The sequence below is a fragment of the Brevibacterium sp. UBA7493 genome, assembly GCF_002479565.1.
Classification (GTDB): domain Bacteria; phylum Actinomycetota; class Actinomycetes; order Actinomycetales; family Brevibacteriaceae; genus Brevibacterium; species Brevibacterium luteolum.
Map to the genome: position 1 here is coordinate 506,652 of NZ_DLOD01000003.1, position 20,061 is coordinate 526,712.

The 20,061-nt window shown below is 68.3% G+C and carries 20 protein-coding genes; 2 read left to right on the forward strand and 18 right to left on the reverse strand.

What is annotated here, in order from left to right; translation table 11 throughout:
- The 3 genes from fabG to B4E96_RS03635 are packed head-to-tail and all read right to left on the reverse strand — an operon-like array spanning position 1 to position 2,838.
- Positions 1-753 (reverse strand): 3-oxoacyl-ACP reductase FabG, encoded by a 753-nt coding sequence (gene fabG / locus B4E96_RS03625; protein WP_102160609.1) that lies wholly within the window; start codon positions 751-753, stop codon positions 1-3.
- A gap of 48 nt (positions 754-801) precedes the next feature.
- Positions 802-2,007, reverse strand: a complete 1,206-nt coding sequence (locus B4E96_RS03630) for an acyl-CoA dehydrogenase family protein (protein WP_165882674.1) — start codon at positions 2,005-2,007, stop codon at positions 802-804.
- A gap of 15 nt (positions 2,008-2,022) precedes the next feature.
- Positions 2,023-2,838, reverse strand: a complete 816-nt coding sequence (locus tag B4E96_RS03635) for an SDR family oxidoreductase (RefSeq protein WP_286956404.1) — start codon at positions 2,836-2,838, stop codon at positions 2,023-2,025.
- Positions 2,839-2,964: 126 nt separating this feature from the next.
- Here B4E96_RS03635 and B4E96_RS03640 point away from each other — a divergent pair, with 126 nt between their 5' ends.
- Complete coding sequence (locus B4E96_RS03640) at positions 2,965-4,467, forward strand: class I adenylate-forming enzyme family protein (protein ID WP_286956405.1); 1,503 nt, start codon at positions 2,965-2,967, stop codon at positions 4,465-4,467.
- An 11-nt stretch (positions 4,468-4,478) separates the two neighbouring features.
- Positions 4,479-5,159, forward strand: coding sequence for a TetR/AcrR family transcriptional regulator (locus tag B4E96_RS03645; RefSeq protein WP_286956406.1), 681 nt, complete (start codon positions 4,479-4,481; stop codon positions 5,157-5,159).
- A 63-nt stretch (positions 5,160-5,222) separates the two neighbouring features.
- On the opposite strand, the gene B4E96_RS03650 is transcribed toward B4E96_RS03645, so the two are convergent.
- The 15 genes from B4E96_RS03650 to B4E96_RS03720 form a co-directional block, all read right to left on the reverse strand.
- Positions 5,223-5,858, reverse strand: coding sequence for an L-threonylcarbamoyladenylate synthase (locus tag B4E96_RS03650; protein ID WP_259855271.1), 636 nt, complete (start codon positions 5,856-5,858; stop codon positions 5,223-5,225).
- Between the two features lie 41 nt (positions 5,859-5,899).
- A complete protein-coding gene (locus tag B4E96_RS03655; RefSeq protein WP_259795284.1) occupies positions 5,900-6,121 on the reverse strand; it encodes a hypothetical protein in 222 nt (73 codons plus the stop codon).
- A 24-nt stretch (positions 6,122-6,145) separates the two neighbouring features.
- Positions 6,146-7,381 carry an AI-2E family transporter gene (locus B4E96_RS03660; protein WP_286956407.1) on the reverse strand — a complete coding sequence of 412 codons (1,236 nt, stop codon included), beginning with the start codon at positions 7,379-7,381 and terminating at the stop codon, positions 6,146-6,148.
- The gene (der, locus tag B4E96_RS03665; RefSeq protein ID WP_286956409.1) at positions 7,378-8,919 is read right to left on the reverse strand and encodes a ribosome biogenesis GTPase Der; all 1,542 of its coding nucleotides are present in this window, start codon (positions 8,917-8,919) and stop codon (positions 7,378-7,380) included. Before der ends, B4E96_RS03660 begins: the two co-directional genes overlap by 4 nt.
- A 5-nt stretch (positions 8,920-8,924) precedes the next feature.
- On the reverse strand, positions 8,925-9,590 hold the full coding sequence (gene cmk, locus B4E96_RS03670) for a (d)CMP kinase (protein WP_286956410.1): 666 nt from the start codon (positions 9,588-9,590) through the stop codon (positions 8,925-8,927).
- On the reverse strand, positions 9,587-10,675 hold the full coding sequence (locus B4E96_RS03675) for a prephenate dehydrogenase (protein WP_286956444.1): 1,089 nt from the start codon (positions 10,673-10,675) through the stop codon (positions 9,587-9,589). The genes cmk and B4E96_RS03675 overlap by 4 nt, the downstream gene beginning before the upstream one ends.
- Positions 10,676-10,683: 8 nt before the next feature.
- Complete coding sequence (locus tag B4E96_RS03680) at positions 10,684-11,529, reverse strand: pseudouridine synthase (RefSeq protein WP_286956411.1); 846 nt, start codon at positions 11,527-11,529, stop codon at positions 10,684-10,686.
- A 73-nt stretch (positions 11,530-11,602) separates the two neighbouring features.
- A complete protein-coding gene (scpB, locus tag B4E96_RS03685) occupies positions 11,603-12,313 on the reverse strand; it encodes an SMC-Scp complex subunit ScpB (protein WP_286956412.1) in 711 nt (236 codons plus the stop codon).
- Positions 12,310-13,203, reverse strand: coding sequence for a segregation and condensation protein A (locus B4E96_RS03690; protein ID WP_286956413.1), 894 nt, complete (start codon positions 13,201-13,203; stop codon positions 12,310-12,312). The genes scpB and B4E96_RS03690 overlap by 4 nt, the downstream gene beginning before the upstream one ends.
- An 8-nt stretch (positions 13,204-13,211) precedes the next feature.
- Positions 13,212-14,048 carry a ParA family protein gene (locus B4E96_RS03695; protein ID WP_175295077.1) on the reverse strand — a complete coding sequence of 279 codons (837 nt, stop codon included), beginning with the start codon at positions 14,046-14,048 and terminating at the stop codon, positions 13,212-13,214.
- 147 nt (positions 14,049-14,195) lie between these two features.
- Positions 14,196-15,158: a site-specific tyrosine recombinase XerD gene (gene xerD, locus B4E96_RS03700; protein WP_286956415.1), complete on the reverse strand. Its 963-nt coding sequence runs from the start codon at positions 15,156-15,158 to the stop codon at positions 14,196-14,198.
- Positions 15,158-15,895 (reverse strand): NUDIX domain-containing protein, encoded by a 738-nt coding sequence (locus B4E96_RS03705; protein ID WP_286956416.1) that lies wholly within the window; start codon positions 15,893-15,895, stop codon positions 15,158-15,160. Before B4E96_RS03705 ends, xerD begins: the two co-directional genes overlap by 1 nt.
- Positions 15,895-17,559: a CTP synthase gene (locus tag B4E96_RS03710; RefSeq protein ID WP_375545098.1), complete on the reverse strand. Its 1,665-nt coding sequence runs from the start codon at positions 17,557-17,559 to the stop codon at positions 15,895-15,897. Before B4E96_RS03710 ends, B4E96_RS03705 begins: the two co-directional genes overlap by 1 nt.
- A gap of 60 nt (positions 17,560-17,619) precedes the next feature.
- A complete protein-coding gene (locus tag B4E96_RS03715) occupies positions 17,620-18,801 on the reverse strand; it encodes a group 1 glycosyl transferase (protein ID WP_286956418.1) in 1,182 nt (393 codons plus the stop codon).
- Positions 18,802-18,861: 60 nt separating this feature from the next.
- Complete coding sequence (locus tag B4E96_RS03720) at positions 18,862-19,950, reverse strand: glycosyltransferase family 4 protein (protein WP_414632661.1); 1,089 nt, start codon at positions 19,948-19,950, stop codon at positions 18,862-18,864.
- Between the last annotated feature and the right edge of the window lie 111 nt (positions 19,951-20,061).

A 20,061-nucleotide genomic window follows, 5' to 3' on the forward strand; every position in this document is an offset into this window, starting at 1 on the left:
TCAGTCCTTGGGTCCGCCGGCGACGTAGATGACCTGACCGGAGACGAAGCCTGCTCCTTCGCTGGCGAGGAAGGATGCCGTGTGCGCGATGTCCTCGGGCTTTCCGGAGCGGCCGACCGGGATCTGGCTGACGGCCATCTTGACGAAGTCGTCGAACTCGACGCCGACGCGCTCGGCGGTCGCCTTCGTCATATCGGTCTCGATGAAGCCCGGGGCGATCGCGTTGGCGGTGACACCGAACTTGCCGAGCTCGATCGCGTAGGTCTTCGTCATGCCCTGGATGCCGGCTTTGGCAGCCGAGTAGTTCGTCTGCCCGCGGTTGCCCAGCGCCGAGGTCGAGGACATCGAGATGATGCGGCCGAACTTCTGTTCGACCATGTGCTGCTGGCAGGCCTTGGTCATGAGGAAGTTGCCGGTCAGGTGGACGTCGAGGACCTTGGTGAAGTCGGCCGGGGTCATCTTGAACAGCAGGTTGTCCTTGATGATGCCGGCGTTGTTGACGAGCACCGTCGGGGCGCCGAGTTCATCGGCGGTGCGCTGCACGGCGGCATTGGCCTGGTCCTCATCGGTGATGTCGGCGCCGATGCCGATGGCCTGTCCGCCGGATGCGCCGATGCGGGCGACGACGTCGTTGCAGGCGTCTTCGCTCAGGTCGACGACGGCGACCTTCATGCCGTCAGCAGCCAGTCGCTCGGCGATCGCTGCGCCGATGCCGCGGGCGCCTCCGGTGACGATGGCGGTGCGCTGGGTCATGGGTTCTCCTTCAGGTTCGGGGTGTGTGCGGTCAGGTGGTGCTGCAGCTCAGGATGCGTACTTGCGCAGCTCGCGGCGGGCGATGGTCATCTTGTGAACCTCATCAGCGCCGTCGACGATGCGCAGGGTGCGGGCGTGGGAGTACATCTCGGCCAGCGGGAAGTCATCAGTCACGCCGGCGCCGCCGTGGACCTGGATGGCCCGGTCGATGACAGTCAGAGCGACCTTCGGGGCTGCGACCTTGATCTCGGAGATGAGGTTGCGGGCCTCCTTGTTGCCGACCTTGTCCATCATGTCAGCGGCATGCAGAGTCAGCAGGCGGGCCTGGTCGATGTCGACGCGGGCTTCGGCGATCCAGTCCTGGATATTGGCCTTGGCGGCCAGCGGCTCACCGAAGACGACGCGCTCGTGGGCGCGGCGGCACATGAACTCCAGGGCGCGCTCTGCCATGCCGATGGCGCGCATGCAGTGGTGGATGCGGCCGGGGCCGAGGCGGGCCTGAGAGATCGCGAATCCCTCTCCTTCGCCCTTGAGCACGTCCTTGGCCTCGACGCGGACATCGGTGAAGGTCACCTCGGCGTGGCTTTCGCGGTCGAGGTAGCCGAAGACCGGCAGGGAGCGGACGATCTCGACACCGGGGGCGTCGGTGGGCACGACCATCATCGACTGCTGGCGGTGCTTCTCGGCGTTCGGGTCGGTCTTGCCCATGACGATGAGGACCTTGCAGTCGGGGCGGGCGCCGTTGGAGGTGAACCATTTGCGGCCGTTGAGGATGTAGCCGTCGCCGTCCTTCTCCATGCGCATCTCGATGTTGGTGGCATCCGAGCTGGCCACGGCCGGTTCGGTCATCGCGAAACCGGAGGCGATCTCACCGTCGAGCAGCGGGCGCAGGTACTTCTCCTTGTGCTCATCGGTGCCGAAGAGCGTGAAGACCTCCATGTTGCCGGTGTCGGGGGCGTTGCAGTTCGTCGCCTCCGGTGCCAGGTTCGGTGAACGGCCCATGATCTCGGCCAGCGGGGCGTACTCGAGGTTCGTCAGGCCCGGGCCCCATTCCTCGTGCGGGTGGAAGAGGTTCCACAGTCCGCGGGAGCGGGCCTCGCCCTTGAGCTCCTGGAGGATCGGCGGGACGGCGTGCGGGTCGTCCTGGGCTTCCATCTGCTCCCGGTAGACGGGCTCGGCAGGATAGATGTGGGAGTCCATGAAGGACTCCAGCTTCTCGCGCAGCTCCTTGGCGCGGTCAGTCTCGTCAAACATCGGCTGGCCTTTCTTTCAGGTGTTGTCGTGTGTGCGGGCCTCGGCTTTGAGCCAGCCCTGGTAGCGACGCATGCCGCGCAGCCATCGGTCGTAGTCGGAGCCCTTCATCTGGAACATCTCGGCGACTTCCGGGTGGGGCAGGATGAGGAACGTGCCGTCGTGGATCGCGTCCATGACGCAGGTGGCGACGTATTCGGGACTGAGCACCTCGCCGGATTCGGCGACCGAGCGGCTGGCGACCCGCTCGGCTGGAATGTCGGAGGTGAGCCCAGCCATGAGCAGTTCGGTGCGCACGCCCATCGGGCACAGGCAGGCGACCTGGATGCCGTCATCGCCGTAGGTGATGGACAGCCATTCGGCGAAGGCGAGCGCGGCGTGCTTGGACACCGCGTAGCCGGCCTGCCCGATCTGGGTCAGCAGGCCCGCCGCCGAGGCGGTGGAGACGAAGCAGCCTGCTCCCCTGGCCTGCCAGGTCGGGATGAGGGCCTGGGCGGCGCGGATGTGGGCGCGCAGGTTGATGTCGAGGATCGCATCCCAGTCGACATCGGACTCGCCGAGTCCGCGTGCGCCGGCGATGCCGGCGTTGGCGACGTAGAGGTCGATCTCACCGAGTTCGGCGCGGGTGCGGTCCAGCAGTTCGGTGATGCCGTCTTCGGATGCGCAGTCGCCCTGCCAGGCCCGGCACCCGAGTTCGGAGGCGACCACGGAGACCGTGTCGGCGACATCGGCGAGCATCACGTAGGCCCCGCGGTCGATGAGCTGTGCGGCGATGGCTCGGCCGATGCCACCGGCTCCGCCGGTGACGACGGCGACTGCGCCTGAGACGTCCATGGGTGTCCCTTCTGGAGAATTCTCCTGCGGCCTATGTGATGCAGGTGACATCTCAACTTATAGTTGACGTGAGCGTCAATTTCAAGAACTAACGAACGAACGTTTACCTCCTGGAAGGAGATCTCCATGTCGCAGGTGTCGCTTCTCGCCCCGCTGCTGGAGCATGCGCGCACCCGTCCGGAGCACATCGCGGTGCGCGGCCCGCGGGCTGACCAGCGCACATCCCTGACCTACCGGCAGTTCGTCGGTGCGATCGCCGCTCGCACACGCGAGCTCCAGGCCTCCGGACTCCGACCAGGTGAGCGTGTCGGGCTCATCGCCCCGACCCGCCCGGAGTTCCTCATCGAGTTCCTCGCCGTCGAGGCCTGCGGGGCGATCACCGTGTGCTTCAATCCCCTCTCGACGGCGCCCGAACTGGACTTCGTGCTCTCCGATTCCGGTGCCAGCCACCTCATCATGCACCCGCTCTGCCCCGAGGCAGGCTCTGCGGCCGCAGAGGCGCTCGGCATCACCGCCGAACTGCTCACACCCGTCGACATGCACGCGCTGCCGCAGGCGAGCCCGGACTTCGCCCCGGTCACCCGGGACCCGGAGGACTGCGTGCTGCTGCTCTACACCTCGGGCACCACCGGCCGGCCGAAGGGCGCGATGCTCTCAGCACGCACCCTGCTCACCGGCGTCACCGCAGCCGAGGCGGTGGCCGGCCTGTCCCCTGCTGACCGGGCCGGCACTGCGCTGCCGCTGTTCCATGTCTTCGGGCTCGGCTCGGTGGCCTACCCGGTGCTGGCCAACGGTGCCACCATCACTCTGCTGCCGCGCTTCGATGCTGATGAGCTGCTGGAGACGATCATCGCCGATGAGCTCACGATCGTGGCAGGCGTGCCGACGATGTGGAATGCGCTCACCCACGCGACCGCCGGTGAGGGCGTCACGACGCCGCAGCTGCGCTTGGCGCTTTCGGGCGGGGCGGCGATCTCGCTGGAGCTCATGCGCGCCTTCCACGCTCGGTTCGGCGCCTCGATCACTGAGGGCTACGGGCTGACCGAGACGTGCGCTTTCGGCACCTTCAACGCCGCCGAGGGCGAGGACAAGATCGGCTCAGTCGGTCTGCCGGCCCCGACGATGGACGTGCGGATCGTCGATCCTGCCACCGGTGAGGCGTGTGGTCCCGGGCAGACCGGGGAGGTGCGGCTGTGCGGCCCGCTCGTCATGCTCGGCTACTGGAACCGGCCTGAGGCCACCGCTGAGGTCTTCGACGCCGACGGGTTCTTCTGCACCGGTGATCTCGGGCATGTCGATGAGGACGGTTATCTCTACATCGTCGACCGGCTCAAGGACCTCATCATCCACGGCGGCTACAACGTCTACCCGCGTGAGGTCGAGGAGGTTCTCTACGCCCATCCGCAGGTCTTCGAGGCCGCTGTCATCGGGGCGGCCGATGAGCACTACGGCCAGCAGGTCGCCGCTGTCGTCACCCCGATGCCCGGTACCGAGCTGACAGGTGATGAGATTGAGGCGTGGTGCCGGCAGTCGCTGTCGGCGTACAAGATCCCGCGCATCATCCGCATCGTCGACGGCCTGCCGAAGGGCCCGACGGGCAAGATCCGCAAACGCTCGATCGAACTGTGAAGGAGTGAGCGATGACCATCCAGCGTCAGCCCGGTGCACCGCTGACCGAGCGCGGCCTCCGCACCCGGCAGGCCCTCATCGACGCGGCCATCGACGTGTTCTACGAGCAGGGCTACTTCTCCACCCGGCTCTCGGCGATCACCGAACGGGTCGGGTGCTCGACCGGCACGCTGTACACGTACTTCGCCAACCGGCAGGAGATCCTCGCCGCGATCATCGAGGAGTCCTATGCTCCGGTGGTCGCTGCCGATCATGCGTGGGGCGACCCGGATCATGATGCAGGCACGGGCGTTCCCGGCCCCGAGGCGCTCATCGCCAAGATCCGGAAGGCGACAGGAGTGTACGTGCGCCGGTACCGGGACAACGCCCGGGAGGTGGCGCTCATGGACCAGGTCGCTGCGGTCGATCCGGAGATCCGGGACATCCGGCTGGCGCGCAACCGGGTGTTCTACCGGCGCAATATGCGCAGCATCGAGCAGATGCAGGCCGCCGGGCACATCCGCGCCGATCTCGATCCGGATCTGACGGCCAAGGCGCTTTCGGCGATGGTGAGCCGCACGTGCAAGTCGATCTACGTCGATGAGCCCCAGGAACGCTATTTCAGCGATGCCGGCGTCGAGGAGCTGGCCGACAAGCTCTCACAGCTGTGGGTCTCCGCCCTCGAACTCGCCCCGGACAGCACTGAGAACTGAACACTGAACAATGAGCTCCCATGGCTCCGCGCCCCGGCACCTCGGGACCGCGGGGTCTGCCGGTTACGCTTCGTCGATGTCGTCGAAGCGGGAGATGTCACCGGCACCGATCCGGCGCACGACCGGAGCGCCAGGCGTGAAGTCGATGACCGAGGTCGGGGTGGTGCCGGGCACTCCGGAGTCGATGATGACGTCGACGTGCTTGCCGAGCGCCTCGGCGACGTCCTCGGCATGCGTCAGCGGCTCCTCGTGATCGGGCAGCAGCAGCGTTGAGGACAGGATCGGCTCACCGACCTCTTCGACGAGGGCGAGCGCGGTGGCGTTCTGCGGGATCCGGGCACCGACCGAGTGCTTCTTGGGGTGCATCATCTTCCGCGGCACGTCCTTCGTCGCCTTCATGATGAAGGTGTAGGGCCCCGGCGTCAGGGACTTGATGGTGCGGAAGGCGTAGTTGTCGACGATGACGAACTGGCCCAGCTGTGCGAAGTCGTGGCACATGAGCGTGAAGTGGTGCTTGGAGTCGAGCTGGCGGATGCGGATGATCCGTTCGATGCCGTCCTTGTTCTCCAGCGCGCAGCCGAGCGCATAGCAGGAGTCGGTCGGGTAGGCCACCAGCCCGCCATCGGCGATGGCCTTGGCCGCCTGGCGGATGAGCCGCGGCTGCGGATTCTCAGGATGGATGTCGAGTATCTGTGCCATTGCCCAAGTCTATCGAGCCACGCAGGCTGTGCACACCGTTCTCAGTCCAGTCCGGCAACCCGCCGTCTGGCCATGAGGGTGACGGCCGTGGCGGTGGCGACAGCGGCCAGTGCTGTGAGGGTCAGATGGGTGCCCTCGGGGCGCAGCTCCTCACCGGCCTGCCCGGCCAGTGCCAGGAGCACGAGGGCGGCGAGCGCGCACACGGCAGCGGCGCTGACGACCCAGAGCAGAGCACTCACAATGATGCTGAGGAGGGTCTTCACGACTGCGCCTTCCTGCAGGGGCGGTCAGTCGAGGTCGATGACCGCGCGCTTCGGTGAGCGACCGGGGACTGCCGTTTCACTCATCGTCAGCCCCGGCTGGGAGTCCTCCACCGCCTCGATGTGAGACTCCTCACCTGAATTGTCCATCGACTCGCTCGGGCTGGCAAGGAGTGGCGACTCTGCCGCGCGCACACCAGAGGCGACAAGCAGGTTGATCCAGCGGGCGCGCGGATCGGCGTCGACGAGCAGCGCCTTGACCAGCAGGGTCGCCGGCAGGGCCAGCAGCGCACCGAACCAGCCGAGGACCCACACCCAGAACAGCAGGGACAGGAACGAGATGAAGGGGGTGACGCCGACGGACTGGCCGGTGAACTTCGGCTGGATGATCGCCTGGATGACGAAGTTGAGCAGGCTGTAGGTGATGACGACCCACAGGGCGTCCCACCATCCGCCTTCGATCAGCGCCATGATGGCCGGCGGCACCAGGCCGATGACGAAGCCGATGTTGGGGATGTAGTTGGTCAGGAACGCCAGCACACCCCACACGAGCGCCAGCGGCACGCCGATGATGAGAAGGGCGACGACGTCGAGGGCGGCGACGATGAGGCCGAAGACGGTGGCGACGACCCAGTAGCGGCGCACGCCGACGGCGAAGGTGCTCATGGCCTGCACGAAGCGCGGCTGCACGCCCGAGGCCAGGGTCATGCGCCGTGGGAAGGCCAGAGAGTCCATGACGATGAAGAAGGTCGCCATGATCGCAGTCGTCACGAGCGTCACGACCAGGGTTGCGTTCGACAGCACTTCGCGCAGCGCGGCGGCGAGCTGGTTGACGTCGAAGTTGGCCATCTGCTCCTTGACGAACTCGGGAGTCAGACCCAGCGATGAGCTGCCGGCGAGCAGGTCGCGGTAGAGGTTGTCGAGCTCATCGGAGTATTCGGGGATGACGAGGACGAGCTCGGCGATCGACCAGCCGGTGAGTGCGAAGAAGGCCGCCACGACGCTGAGCACCAGCAGCACGGTCACAACAGCGGCAGCGGCGGCCGGGACGCGTCGGCGGATGAGCCAGGCCTGCACCGGATAGCCGACGATCACGAGGTTGAAGGCCAGGAACACCGGGGCGATGATGAGCTGGAGGTCCTTGATGAATCCGACGGCGAAGAACAGCCCGGCCAAGCCGAGGACGATGATCGTGAACCGCGGCAGCGCCCACTCCCGGGGCCGGACCGCCTCAGCGGTTGCCGGCCGGCCTGCGCTGGTCAACGGCCTTTCCTCTTCTCCCGGATCCGCATGCTCACATCGATCGGGGTGCCGGTGAAGCCGAAGGTCTCCCGCAGCCGCCGGATGATGAACCGGCGGTAGCTGGGATCGAGGAACCCCGTGGTGAAGAGCACGAACTTCGGCGGCCGCGACGAGGCCTGCGTGCCGAAGAGGATGCGCGGCTGCTTGCCGCCGCGCAGCGGGTGCGGGTTGGCGGCCGAGAGCTCACCGAGGAAGGCGTTGAAGCGCCCGGTCGGGATGCGGGTGTCCCAGCCTTCGAGTGCCGATTCCATGGCGGGTACGAGCTTCTCAGCGTGCCGGCCGGTCTTGGCGGAGATGTTCACGCGCGGGGCCCAGGCGACATGGCCGAGATCGCGCTCGATCTCGCGTTCGAGGAAGTGGCGGCGCTCCTCATCGAGCAGGTCCCATTTGTTGAAGGCGAGCACGAGCGCACGGCCAGCGTCGAGGACGAGGCGGATGATCTTCATGTCCTGGTCGCTCAGCGGCTCGTTGGCCTCCAGCAGCACGACGGCGACTTCGGCACGCTCGAGCGCGGTCTGGGTGCGCAGCGCTGCGTAGAAGTCAGCACCTGAGGACTGGCGGGCGCGCTTGCGGATGCCGGCGGTGTCGATGAAGCGCCACTGCTTGCCGCCGAGTTCGACGAGTTCGTCGACCGGGTCGCGGGTGGTGCCGGCGGTGTTGTCGACGATGACGCGTTCGGTGCCGACGAGCTGGTTGAGCAGCGAGGACTTGCCGACATTCGGCCGGCCGACGAGCGCGATGCGGCGCGGGCCGCCGACCTCTTCGGTCTGCCCGGTTGCCGAGACCTCCGGCAGCATCTCCATGATCGCGTCGAGGAAGTCGGCGACTCCCCTGCCGTGCATGGCGGAGATCGGGTGCGGTTCGCCCAGGCCGAGCGACCAGAGTTCGGCGGCCATGAGCTCGCCGCGTTCGTCATCGACCTTGTTCGCTGCCAGCAGCACCGGCTTGCCGGAGCGGCGCAGCATCCGCACGACGTGCTCGTCGGTGGCAGTCGGGCCGGTGGTGGCGTCGACGACGAAGACGACGCCGTCGGCCATGCGCACGGCGATCTCGGCCTGTTCGGCGATGCGGGAGGCCATGCCGCGCGAATCGATATCCCAGCCGCCGGTGTCGACGAGGGTGAGCGGGCGGCCGTTCCATTCGGCGTGGTAGCTCACCCGGTCACGGGTGACGCCGGGGACGTCTTCGACGACGGCCTCGCGGCGCCCGAGGACCCTGTTGACCAGCGTCGACTTGCCCACGTTGGGCCGGCCGACGATGGCGAGCACCGGGGCCGGTCCGCGTCCGCCGTCTTCGGCTTCGATGACGCCGTAGGCCTCGAGCAGCTCCCGGTCCTCCTCTTCCAGTTCGTACTGGTCGAGGCCGGCGCGCAGCGAGGCGGCGCGTTGTTCGGCGTCATCGTGGTCGATCGCCTGCACGCGCTCGGGCAGCGAATCGTCGGGGTGCTCGACGAATCCGTCGGCAGGCTGAGATCCGGGCTCCTGTGCAGAGGGTGACATGGTCATCAGGCTTTCTGTGCGGCGGCGACGAGTGCGAGGACTGCGCCGACCGACTGGTCGAAATCGATGTGGGTGGTGTCGAGTGTGTGCACGCCGTCTGCGGCGGTGAGGAAGCTCGTCGTCTTCGCGTCCTTGGCATCGCGGCCGAGGGTGACGTCGCGGGTGGCGGCCACCGCCTCGGCGTCGGCCCTGCCGTGGGTCTCCTTGGCGCGGCGGACCACACGCACTTCGTTATCGGCGGTCATGAGGATGCGGACCGGGGCGTCGGGGGCCACGACGGTGGTGATGTCGCGGCCTTCGACGACGATGCCGGGCTCAGCTGCGGCGATGATCTGGCGCTGCATCTCGATGAGCTCGCTGCGCGCCTCGGGCACGGCGGAGACGACCTGCACGCTGGCCGAGACCTCTGCTGAGCGGATCTCCTCGGTCACATCGATGCCGTCGACGGCGACTGTCGGGACGCTCGGGTCGGTGGAGATCTCCAGCTCAGCGCCGCGCACGAGTTCGACGACATCGCCGACGTCGGTGATGCCGCGAGTCATGCACAGCCAGCCCATCGCCCGGTACATCGCGCCGGTGTCGAGGTAGGCGTAGCCGAGGTGGGCGGCCACGGCCTTCGAGACGCTGGATTTTCCGACGCCGCTGGGGCCGTCGATGGCGATAACGGTCATTCCTGTCCTTCGTGTTCGATGACGGCTTCGGGAACCCACCAGCCGCGGGAGGTGAGGCCCTCTTCGAGTTCGCGCTGTCGTGCCGGCACGACAGCGACTTCGACACTGCCCAGCTTAACGCCGGTGGCGTGCTCGATCCGGATGTCCTCGATGTTGATGCCGAGCTCGCCGACATCGGCGAAGAGCTTGCCGAGCATGCCGGGGGTGTCGTCGATGAGGACGGTGATCTCCGCGTACTTCTGCGAGGCCTGGCCGTGCTTGCCGGGGATCCGGTCGTAGCCGTCGTTGCCGGCGGTGATCGTCTGCGCGATCGTCGCAATCGATCCCGGTGCCAGCTCGAGGGCGCTGATGAGGGTGTCGAGGTCGGTGCGGATGCTTTCGAGCACCTCGCGGACCTCGGCGGCATTGCCGGCCAGGATCTGGGTCCACAGGCTGGCATCGGAGGCGGCGATGCGGGTGACGTCGCGCAGCCCCTGCCCGGCCAGGGCAACGCCGTCGGCGGGCATGTCGACAAGCTGGGCGGCCATGAGGCTGGCCATCACCTGCGGGGCATGCGAGACACGGGCGACCGAGGAGTCGTGGAACTCCGGGTCGAGGTGGACGACGGCCGCACCGACGTCGGTGGCCAGCGCGACGATCTGGGCGAGGCGGGCAGCCGGGGTATCGTCATCGGAGCAGACCACCCAGGGCCGGCCGACGAACAGGTCGTCGCGGGCGGCGATCGCCCCGGACTTCTCGCGGCCGGCCATCGGATGGGAGCCGATGTAGCGGTCGAGGTCACCGGGTGCGCAGGCTGCGCGCACCTCGTGCAGCAGCACGGTCTTGACGCTGGCGACATCGGTCACGGTCGCCTCGGGGAACCGGTCGAGGGCGGTGAGGATCGTCTGTCCGGCCACGTCGGGCGGTGTGGCGACGATGACGACATCGGTCGCCTCAGGTTCGCCGACGGTGCCTGCGCCGAGGTCGGCGGCCAGCCGCTGCGCGGTCGGTGACAGGTCGGCGAGAGTCACCTCGTGTCCGGCGCCGGTGAGCGCGAGTCCGAGTGAGGTGCCGAGCAGGCCGGTGCCGATGACGTGCACACTCATCGTCTGGCTCACAGACCGACCGCCTGCATGAGCTCTCCGATCTCATCGGGGCGCAGGTCGCGGACCTTGCCCTGGCGCTGTTCGGCCAGGGCGATCGGGCCGAAGTGGGTGCGCACGAGCCGGTCGACGGGGTTGCCGACGGCATCGAGCAGGCGGCGCACGATCCGGTTGCGGCCTTCGTGCAGGACGAGTTCGACGAGCGCGCGCCCGGGTGTCGAGTCGATGAGCTTGAAGGAGTCGACCCGGGCGATGCCGTCGTCGAGTTCGATGCCCTCGCGCAGCCGGGCGCCGACGTCCTTGGCGACCGGGCCGCGCACCTGGGCGAGGTAGGTCTTGGGGATCTCATAGGACGGGTGGGTCAGCCGGTTGGACAGCTCCCCGTCGTTGGTGATGAGCAGCAGGCCCTCAGTCTCGGCGTCGAGGCGGCCGACGTGGAAGAGCCGTTCGGGCCGGTCGCGCAGGTACTCGGCCAGGCTCGGCCGGCCCTCGGGGTCGTCCATCGTCGAGACGACGCCGGCGGGCTTGTTGAAGGCGAGGTAGACGCGGTCGGGAGCGGTGACGATGCGCATCGAGTCGACGTGGACGGTCTGGGTCTCCGGGTCGATGCGGGTGCCGAGTTCGGTCACGATCTGCCCGTCGACTTCGACGCGGGCATCGGCGATGAGCTGCTCGCAGGCGCGCCGGGAGCCAAGGCCGGCATCGGCGAGCACCTTCTGCAGGCGCACACCGTCAGGCTGGTGGACGGCGTTGGCCGCCGAGGTGTTCTGCTGGGCGGTACGCTGCGCCTGGCTGCGCTGTCGGCGGGTCGGACGGTTGGACCGGTGGCCGGGTCCGCGTGGATTGCTGCGAGTCATAGGGGTCATTGTCTCAAACCCGCACGTGGTTGCCGAACCGGGCACGAGGTGTGGGTGGAGTGTGTGCTGCCGCTCAGGTCTCGGCAGGCTCCCCGCCGGCTTCCAGGCCCACCTCGGCTGGTGCTGCCGGTTCGTCGGCGTCTACGTTGAAGGCGATGTCGTCGCCGGTGGCCACGTCGTCGTCTGCCGGCAGGAAGGGTGCGATGTCGGGCAGTTCGTCGAGGCTGTCGATGCCGAGGCTTTCGAGGAACTGGCCGGTGGTGGTGAACTGGCGTGCGCCGGTGAGCTCTTCGGTGCCGGCTTCGACGATGAGGCCTCGCATGAGCAGGGTGCGCACCACACCGTCGACGTTGACGCCGCGGATCGCGGAGATCCGTGCGCGGGTGACCGGCTGCCGGTAGGCGATGACAGCCAGGGTCTCCAAGGCCGCCTGGGACAGGGTGGCGGTCTGGCCGGCGGTGAGGAAGTCGGAGACGAGGTCGTGGTAGTCGCTGCGCGAGTAGATCCGCCAGCCGCCAGAAGCCTCCCGGAGCTCGAAGCCGCGCTGCCGGCTGCCCGGCTGCGCTCCGTCGTAGTCGGCCTGCAGCTGCCGGCAGGCGGCGGTGACGGTACCGGCCTCGATGCCGAGGCTCTCCGCCAGCGCTTCGGCGGTGACGGGGGCATCGGCGATCATGAGCACGGCTTCGATCCCGGCCAGCAGCGTGTCCTCGACCTGAGTCACGGCCGGCTCAACGCCCTGCGTCGCGGCCGGTTCCCCACCCTGCAGGGTGTGCTGCTCGCTCATGTCGGCTCCTCGTCATCGGGTGGGGTCGGGGCGTCCCATTCGTCGGTGTCGGGCAGTGCGATGGTCGCCAGGTCTGCAGCTTCTGCGGCCACCACGGTGAGCTCGCCGAGCGGGGCGGGCTGGTCGAAGTCGCACATGCCGGCCTTGAACAGCTCGAGCAGTGCGAGGAACCGGGCGACGACGACCAGCGTGCTCTCGGCATCGGCGATGAGGTCCGAGAAGGTCAGCCGGCCGTGCTGGCCGAGGCGGGTGAGGACCACGGTGCGCTGTTCGGCGACGCTGATCTGGGGCAGGTGCAGGTGGTCGGTGCTCACCGTCGGCGGGGTGTGGTCGCGCTGCAGGACGGTGGCGTAGATCGCGGCGAGGACCTGCGGGGTGGCGGTGATCTCCAGGGGCGGCAGGATGTCGCGCAGCCCGTCTTCCAGCGGCACTGAGCGGGCGGTGCGGGTGGCGGCGTGTGCCATCTGCTCGGCGAAGACGGCGGAGACGGCCTTGTAGGCGCGGTACTGCAGCAGCCGGGCGAAGAGCAGGTCGCGGGCTTCGAGCAGCTCCAAGTCGAGTTCGTCGTCGACGTCGCCGCGCGGCAGCAGCCGGGCGGTCTTGAGGTCGAGCAGGGTCGCTGCCACGAGCAGGAAGTTCGACAGCTCCTCGAGGCTCTGCTCTGCCCGCAGCGCGGTGACGTAGGCGATGAACTCGTCGGTCACCTCGGCCAGGGCGACATCGGTGATGTCGAGCTTGCGCTTGGAGATGAGCCCGAGCAGCAGGTCGAAGGGGCCGGAGAAGTTCTCCAGCCTGACGACGAAGCCGCCGGACGCGTGCTGCCCGGCGGCTCCGCTGCTCTCGGCATCGCCGGCGGCCGGGGCCGAGGCGTCCTGCTGTGCCGTGGTCATCGCTGGGCTCAGGGTGCTCCCCCGCGGGCGACGAGCTCGCATGCCAGCTGACGGTAGGCCTGTGCTCCGGTGTGGGTGGGGGCGAACGAGATGATCGGCTCGGCTGCCACCGAGGCGTCGGGGAACTTCACGGTGCGGCTGATGACGGTGTCGAAGACCCGGTCACCGAAGGCCTCGACGACCCGGGCGATGACCTCCTTGGCGTGCAGGGTGCGCCCGTCGAACATCGTGGCGAGGATGCCGTCGATCTCCAGGCCGGGGTTGAGGCGATCCTGGACCTTCTCGATCGTCTCGACGAGCAGGGCGACGCCGCGCAGCGCGAAGAACTCGGTCTCCAGCGGGATGATGACGCCATGGGCGGCGGTGAGCGCGTTGACGGTCAGCAGGCCGAGCGAGGGCTGGCAGTCGATGAGGATGACGTCGTACTCATCGGCGACCTTGGCCAGGGCGCGGGCGAGAACCTGTTCGCGGGCGACTTCGCCGACGAGCTGCACTTCGGCCGCCGAGAGGTCGATGTTGGCCGGCAGGATGTCGATGCCCTCGACGTTGGAGGGCTCGATGACCTCGTGCGGGTCGAGGCGGGAGTTCATCAGCACGTTGTACACGCTGCGCTCGAGGTCGTGCGGGTTGAGACCGAGCCCGACGGAGAGCGCGCCCTGCGGATCGAAGTCGACAAGCAGCACACGGCGGCCGTAGTCGGCCAGCGCGGCTCCGAGGTTGATCGACGAGGTCGTCTTGCCGACGCCGCCCTTCTGGTTCACCATTGCGATGATCCGTGCCGGGCCGTGCCCGTCGAGCGGCGGCGGTTCAGGGTACTCGACCTGCGGTCGCCCGGTCGGGCCCATCACCTCGGCATCTGGGATGTCCAGCTTCTGCTGCGAATCAGCCACGCCAGTCTCACCTTTCGTCTCGGGTGTGTTCAGCTTATCGTGCGCACCGGCACTTTCGTCGTTCCACCGCGCCTGCTGCCGCAGGCTGGGCTGTGTGCCGGTTCAGCGGGCCCGCGGGTGGGTGGTGGCGTAGACCTCGCGCAGGGTCTGGCTCGTCACCCGCGTGTAGATCTGGGTGGTCGTCACGGCGGCATGCCCGAGCAGCTCTTGGACGACCCGGATGTCAGCGCCGCCTTCGAGCAGGTGGGTGGCGAATGAGTGGCGCAGCGAGTGCGGGCTGATGTCGTCATCGAGGCCGGCGTGCTGGGCGGCGGTCTTGATGGTCTGCCAGGCGGATTGGCGGCTGAGCCGGCCGCCGCGCTGGTTGACGAACACCGCGCCGGCGCGCTGCCGGCCGGTCTGCTGGCCGGCACCGGCGCGGGCGGTCATGTCCGGCCGGGCGCGCACAAGCCAGGCTTCGAGTGCTTCGGAGGCGTGTGACCCCAGCGGCACGAGGCGTTCCTTGCTGCCCTTGCCGTAGAGGCGCACGATCCTCGATTCGAGGTCGATGTCGTCGATGTCGACGCCGATCGCCTCGCTGATCCGCGCGCCGGTGGCGTAGAGGAACTCCAGCAGTGCCCGGGCCCGCAGCTGAACCGGTTCGTCTCCAGCGCAGGCAGCGAGCAGCCGTTCGACCTCAGCGATGGTGAGCGCATGCGGCAGGGAGTCGACGTCGCGGGGTGGGGAGATCTCAGCGGCCGGATCATCCGACACCCGTCCTTCGGCGTGGAGGAATCCGAACAGCCGCCTGATCGCCACGGTCAGCCGTGCCCGGGAGCGCACCGCCAGGCCGGTGTCGGCGATGAGGGAGAGGAAGGTCTCCAGGTCAGATCCGGTGACGGCGGTGAGGTCGCGGATCTGCTGGTCTTCAAGCCACGTGAGCAGGCGGGCCAGATCGCGAGCATAGGCGTCGAGCGTGTTGTGCGACAGGCCGCGTTCGAGCTGCAGGTGGGCGAGGTAGTCGCGAACCGGATCGGCCAGCCCAGCCGGCGCCTCGGGCAGCAGTTCGGCTGCGTGGCGGGCCATCAGGATCCGTCGGCGGCAGGCCCGGTTCGGGTGCGGGTGCCGCGGGCGCGCAGCTGCACGTCTCTGGCCGGCCACGGTTCGTCGGCTGCGCGCATGTTCTCCCAGCCGCGGGCGCGGGCGTGGTCGGCGTGCAGGATCGCCAGCGCGGCGGTGCCGTTGGTCACGCGTCCGGCCAGCACCGCTTCGACGGCCTCGGTCAGCGGGATCCAGACCGGCACGATGCCGTTCTCCTCCCCGTCGCGCAGGTGGCGTTCGGCCTCCGGGACGGCGCTGAGGTCGCGGGCGGCGAAGATCCGCAGCGTCTCGCTGACCCCACCGGGCGTTGAGAGCTGGTCGGCGAGCAGGTGCCACTGCCCGGCTTCCAGGTCGGCTTCCTCACCGAGTTCGCGCTGGGCTGCGTGCAGCGGTTCCTCACCGGGCACATCGAGCAGGCCGGCTGGGATCTCCCAGTCCCGGCACAGCACCGGGTGCCGGTACTGCTGGATGAGCAGGATCCGGTCCTCGGCGTCGATCGCAGCGATCGCGACGGCCCCGGTGTGCTGGACGAAGTCGCGGGTCAGCGGCTCGTCGGATTCGGGCAGCGAGAAGGTCTCGCGCCGCACGTCCCACACGTAGCCGCGGAAGGCGGTTTCACTCGAGGTCACCTCAGCGGGAGTGAACTCGTCGCGCAGCTCGGCTGCCAGGCCCTGCTGTGCTGTCAGGGCTTCGGCAGCCGAGGTGGCGTGTCGGGCGTGCATCAGACGCTTTGCCGGTCGAGTGCTGCGCGCACGAGACCGGAGAACAGCGGGTGGGCCTCTGTCGGCCGGGACCGCAGCTCCGGGTGGGCCTGCGTGGCGACGTAGTACGGGTGGACGTCGGCGGGCAGTTCGACGAACTCGACGAGCTGCTGGTTCGGCGAGGTGCCCGAGATCACGAGCCCGGCGTCAGTGAGCTGCTCGCGGTAGGCGTTGTTGACCTCATAGCGGTGGCGGTGGCGCTCGGAGATCTCGTCAGTGCCGTAGACACCGGCGACGATGCTGCCCGGCAGCAGGTCGGCACTGTACAGGCCCAGGCGCATGGTGCCGCCGAGGTCCCCTTCACCGTCGACGATGTCGAGCTGTTCGGCCATCGTGGCGATGACCGGCGCCGAGGTGTCGGGATCGAATTCCGTTGATGACGCCTCGTCGATGCCGGCGACGTTGCGTGCGTATTCGACGACCATGCACTGCATGCCCAGGCACAGGCCAAGCGTCGGGATGCCGTTCTCGCGGGCGTAGCGCAGCGCGCCGAGCTTGCCTTCGATGCCGCGGATGCCGAAGCCGCCGGGCACGCAGATCGCGTCGAGGCCGGCGAGGTGCTCGGCGGCGCCTTCAGGGGTTTCACACGAGTCGGAGGCAATCCAGTGGATGTTGACCTTGGCGTCTTCGGCGAATCCGCCGTGGCGCAGCGCCTCCGTCACCGACAGGTAGGCATCAGGCAGGTCGATGTACTTGCCGACCAGGCCGATCTCGACTTCGTGACGCGGGTTGTGCACGCGTTCGAGCACCCAGTCCCACTGGTCCCAGTCGACGTCGCGGAAGGGCAGGTTGAGGCGGCGGATGACGTAGACGTCGAGGCCTCCATCGTGCAGGACCTTCGGGATGTCGTAGATGGACCGGGCGTCGACGCAGGAGACGACGGCTTCGAAGTCGACGTCGCAGGCCGAGCCGATCTTCGCGCGGATCGAATCCGGCAGCTCCCGATCGGAGCGCAGCACGATCGCATCAGGCTGGATGCCGATCGAGCGCAGGGCTGCCACCGAGTGCTGGGTCGGCTTGGTCTTGAGCTCACCCGAGGGCCCGAGGTAGGGCACGAGGGAGACGTGGATGAAGAAGCAGTTCTCGCGGCCGACGTCGTGGCGGACCTGGCGGGCGGCTTCGAGGAACGGCAGCGATTCGATGTCGCCGACGGTGCCGCCAACCTCGGTGATGATGACGTCCGGAGCCTCACCGTCGGTGCGCTCGGCCTGGGACCGCATCCGCAGCTTGATCTCATCGGTGATGTGCGGGATCACCTGGACGGTGTCACCGAGGTAGGCGCCGCGGCGCTCCTTGGCGATGACCGAGGAGTAGATCTGCCCGGTGGTGACGTTGGCACTGGCGTCGAGGTCGGTGCCGAGGAAGCGCTCGTAGTGGCCGATGTCGAGGTCGGTCTCTGCACCGTCGTTGGTGACGAACACCTCGCCGTGCTGGAAGGGGTTCATCGTGCCCGGGTCGACGTTGAGGTAGGGGTCGAGCTTCTGCATCGCGACTGTGAGCCCGCGCTGTGCGAGCAGATGTCCCAGCGATGATGCTGTCAGTCCCTTACCGAGGGAGGATGCCACACCCCCGGTGACGAAGATGTGCCGGGTTGTGTTCTGTCCGCTTGTTCGCAATCGATTCACCACGGAATTGAATTCTATCAGGGAGGAGGGCACCGCGTCCCGCCAGGGACGCGGTGGGAATCAGCGGCGCTCGATCGGGCGGGTGCCGGCATGCATGCCGAGGACCGTGTCGTAGATGTCGAGCAGGATCAGCCCGGCGGTGTCGACGCTGGTGGAAGCGGCTACCCGGTCCTTGGCTGCGACTGCTGCGGTGGCACGGGCGGCGGGGTTGTCGACGTAGTCGGCGATGGCGGCCAGCAGTCCGGGCGTGTCGTCGGCGGCGACGTGGGTGACGCGCTCACCCCAGATGCGGGCACCGCGCTCCCGGCCGATGTGGACGACCGGCCTGCGCATCTGCATGAGCCCTTCGGTGCTCAGCCCGGTCATCCGGTCGGCGGCGATGACAAGATCGGCGGCAGCGGCCACCTCGGCGGCGGAGTATTCGCTGGCCACGAGGATGTGGTCGAAGCGGTTGGCGATCTCGCGGCTGACCTGGTCGCGGGCTGCTCCCCCGCCGGTGAAGGCGACCACCCAGCGGCGGTCGGGACGGTGGCTCGGCAGCCTGATCGCGGCATCGAGCACGGTGGTCAGGTCGGTGCCGTCGCGCATCTCGATGGGGCTGGCGATGAGCCAGTGGCCGGCAGGCACGTCGAGGTCGCGGCGCACCCGCTTGCGGTCGCGGGTCAGCGCCGTGGCGACATCGGCGCGCGGGTCGAGGTCGGGGCGCAGCAGCGGGGCGCGTTCGGTGACCGGGACTTCGAGGTCGGCGAAGTACTCGCAGACCGGGTCGGTGGTGCCGAGCACGGCAGTCGAGGTGCGGGCGACGGTGCGGGCCAGCAGCGATTCGACGGTGCTGGATTCGTCGAAGCGCTCGACAGTGGTGATGATCGCCGGCTGCATCCGCTGCGGCAGACCGGTCAGGGCGAGACCGGCGAGCGCTCCGGCGTGCAGTCCGTGGGCGTGGACGAGGTCGACGTGCCGGTAGTACTTGTGCAGTGTGAAGGCGTGCGAGGCGTCGGAGACGCGGATGCCGCGCACCGCGCCGATCTCGATGTGGACGAGCAGCGGGTCAGCGGTGTCGAGACCGAGCGTGTCGAACACGGACCGGCGGGCAGCGATGGCGGTCGGGTAGCCGGCCTGCAGGTGGCGCGCGATGGTCTCGCGGGCCATCTCGACGACAACGGAATCGGCGGTGTCGAGAACGTGCATGATCCGGGTGCTGGGATCCGGTCCGAGGGGCGTCTGGCTGGCGAGTTCGCTCATGGCTGTCGCTCTTTCTGCTGGTCGCGGATGGGTTACGTCTGTCTCTAGACTAGCGATGTTTCAGCGGCTGCCGGCATCGATCAGGGACGTGTAGTGGCGGAGGATCGTGCGGGCGACTTCGGGTTCGCGCGGCAGGTCGAGTGCCTTGTGGGCCGCGCGGCGACCGAGTTCGGCGCGCATCTGCTCTTCGGCGGCGAGCATCCGGATGCCCTCGGCCATCGCCTCGGCGTCCCCGGGGGTGATGAGCAGGCCGGCGTCACCGAGCAGTTCGGGGGTGCCGCCGGTCGCGGTGGCGATGATCGCTTTGCCGGCCATCATCGCTTCCTGCAGCACGAGTGCGCGGGCCTCCCACAGGCTGGAGAGGACGAAGATGTCAGCGGCTTGGTTGAGGGTGGTGACGTCATCGCGCTGGCCGAGGAAATGCACCGGCAGCTGTTCGGCGATGACGCGCTTGCGCAACACCCGCATCTCCTCCTCATCAGCGGCTCCGGCGATGAGCAGATGCACCCGGTCGTCATCGAGGCGGGCCAGGGCGTCGAAGAGCAGACCGTAGTTCTTCTGCGGGGCGATCCGGCCGACGGCGAGCATGAGGACGGTCTCGCGCGGCAGTGCGAGTTCGCGCAGCAGTCTGGAGCGCAGCAGCCGGTTGTTGACGTCTTCGGCGAACTGCGGGTCAGGCGCTGCGGCTGGGGCGAAGACGGCGTTGCGGGCACCGTGGTCGCGAGCGCGGACGACGAGGTCGGAACTGGCCCCGATCGTCAGGTCGGCGCCGCGGGCGACGTACATCTGCACGGCCTTCTCGGCAAGTTCGCGGATGCCGCTGCCCATCGCCTGGTTGTGCCAGGAGACGACGGTGTGGGAGCGTTTGCGCTTGGAGATCCGGTTGGCGGCCGTGAGTGTGGTGAAGCCGGCGCGGAAGCCGTGGGCGTGGACGATGTCGGCGTCGAAGGTGGCGATGAGCTTGCGCAGCCGGTTGATTGAGACGGTGTCCCTGACGCTGAGACTGGTGCCGAGCTCGAGGGGTGCGAAGACCACCTGGCCGAGAGCGTCGAAGCCGAACTGCTCGTTGGTCGCCGATGGGCCGATGACGCCGACGGTGTGGCCTGCCTGCGCGAACTCCCGGGCCAGGGAGGCGACGTGGGTTCCCACTCCTCCGGTAGAGGTGGCTAAGACCAACAGAATCCGCAGGCTGCGCATGGACGATGTCCTCTCAGTCGATCGCTCACCGGCGCCTTCGGCGCCGCTTCAGCCAGTCTAACG

What these genes read in the sequence shown, in the direction of transcription:
- B4E96_RS03690 (WP_286956413.1), bottom strand. Translation starts at nt 13,203, where the DNA reads ATGACCACGGCACAGCAGGACGCCTCGGCCCCGGCCGCCGGCGATGCC.
- B4E96_RS03630 (WP_165882674.1), bottom strand. Translation starts at nt 2,007, where the DNA reads ATGTTTGACGAGACTGACCGCGCCAAGGAGCTGCGCGAGAAGCTGGAG.
- B4E96_RS03650 (WP_259855271.1), bottom strand. Translation starts at nt 5,858, where the DNA reads ATGGCACAGATACTCGACATCCATCCTGAGAATCCGCAGCCGCGGCTC.
- cmk (WP_286956410.1), bottom strand. Translation starts at nt 9,590, where the DNA reads ATGACCGTTATCGCCATCGACGGCCCCAGCGGCGTCGGAAAATCCAGC.
- B4E96_RS03705 (WP_286956416.1), bottom strand. Translation starts at nt 15,895, where the DNA reads ATGCACGCCCGACACGCCACCTCGGCTGCCGAAGCCCTGACAGCACAG.
- B4E96_RS03715 (WP_286956418.1), bottom strand. Translation starts at nt 18,801, where the DNA reads ATGAGCGAACTCGCCAGCCAGACGCCCCTCGGACCGGATCCCAGCACC.
- der (WP_286956409.1), bottom strand. Translation starts at nt 8,919, where the DNA reads ATGTCACCCTCTGCACAGGAGCCCGGATCTCAGCCTGCCGACGGATTC.
- fabG (WP_102160609.1), bottom strand. Translation starts at nt 753, where the DNA reads ATGACCCAGCGCACCGCCATCGTCACCGGAGGCGCCCGCGGCATCGGC.
- B4E96_RS03680 (WP_286956411.1), bottom strand. Translation starts at nt 11,529, where the DNA reads ATGACTCGCAGCAATCCACGCGGACCCGGCCACCGGTCCAACCGTCCG.
- B4E96_RS03635 (WP_286956404.1), bottom strand. Translation starts at nt 2,838, where the DNA reads ATGGACGTCTCAGGCGCAGTCGCCGTCGTCACCGGCGGAGCCGGTGGC.
- B4E96_RS03645 (WP_286956406.1), top strand. Translation starts at nt 4,479, where the DNA reads ATGACCATCCAGCGTCAGCCCGGTGCACCGCTGACCGAGCGCGGCCTC.
- B4E96_RS03695 (WP_175295077.1), bottom strand. Translation starts at nt 14,048, where the DNA reads ATGGGCCCGACCGGGCGACCGCAGGTCGAGTACCCTGAACCGCCGCCG.
- B4E96_RS03675 (WP_286956444.1), bottom strand. Translation starts at nt 10,675, where the DNA reads ATGAGTGTGCACGTCATCGGCACCGGCCTGCTCGGCACCTCACTCGGA.
- B4E96_RS03640 (WP_286956405.1), top strand. Translation starts at nt 2,965, where the DNA reads ATGTCGCAGGTGTCGCTTCTCGCCCCGCTGCTGGAGCATGCGCGCACC.
- scpB (WP_286956412.1), bottom strand. Translation starts at nt 12,313, where the DNA reads ATGAGCGAGCAGCACACCCTGCAGGGTGGGGAACCGGCCGCGACGCAG.
- xerD (WP_286956415.1), bottom strand. Translation starts at nt 15,158, where the DNA reads ATGGCCCGCCACGCAGCCGAACTGCTGCCCGAGGCGCCGGCTGGGCTG.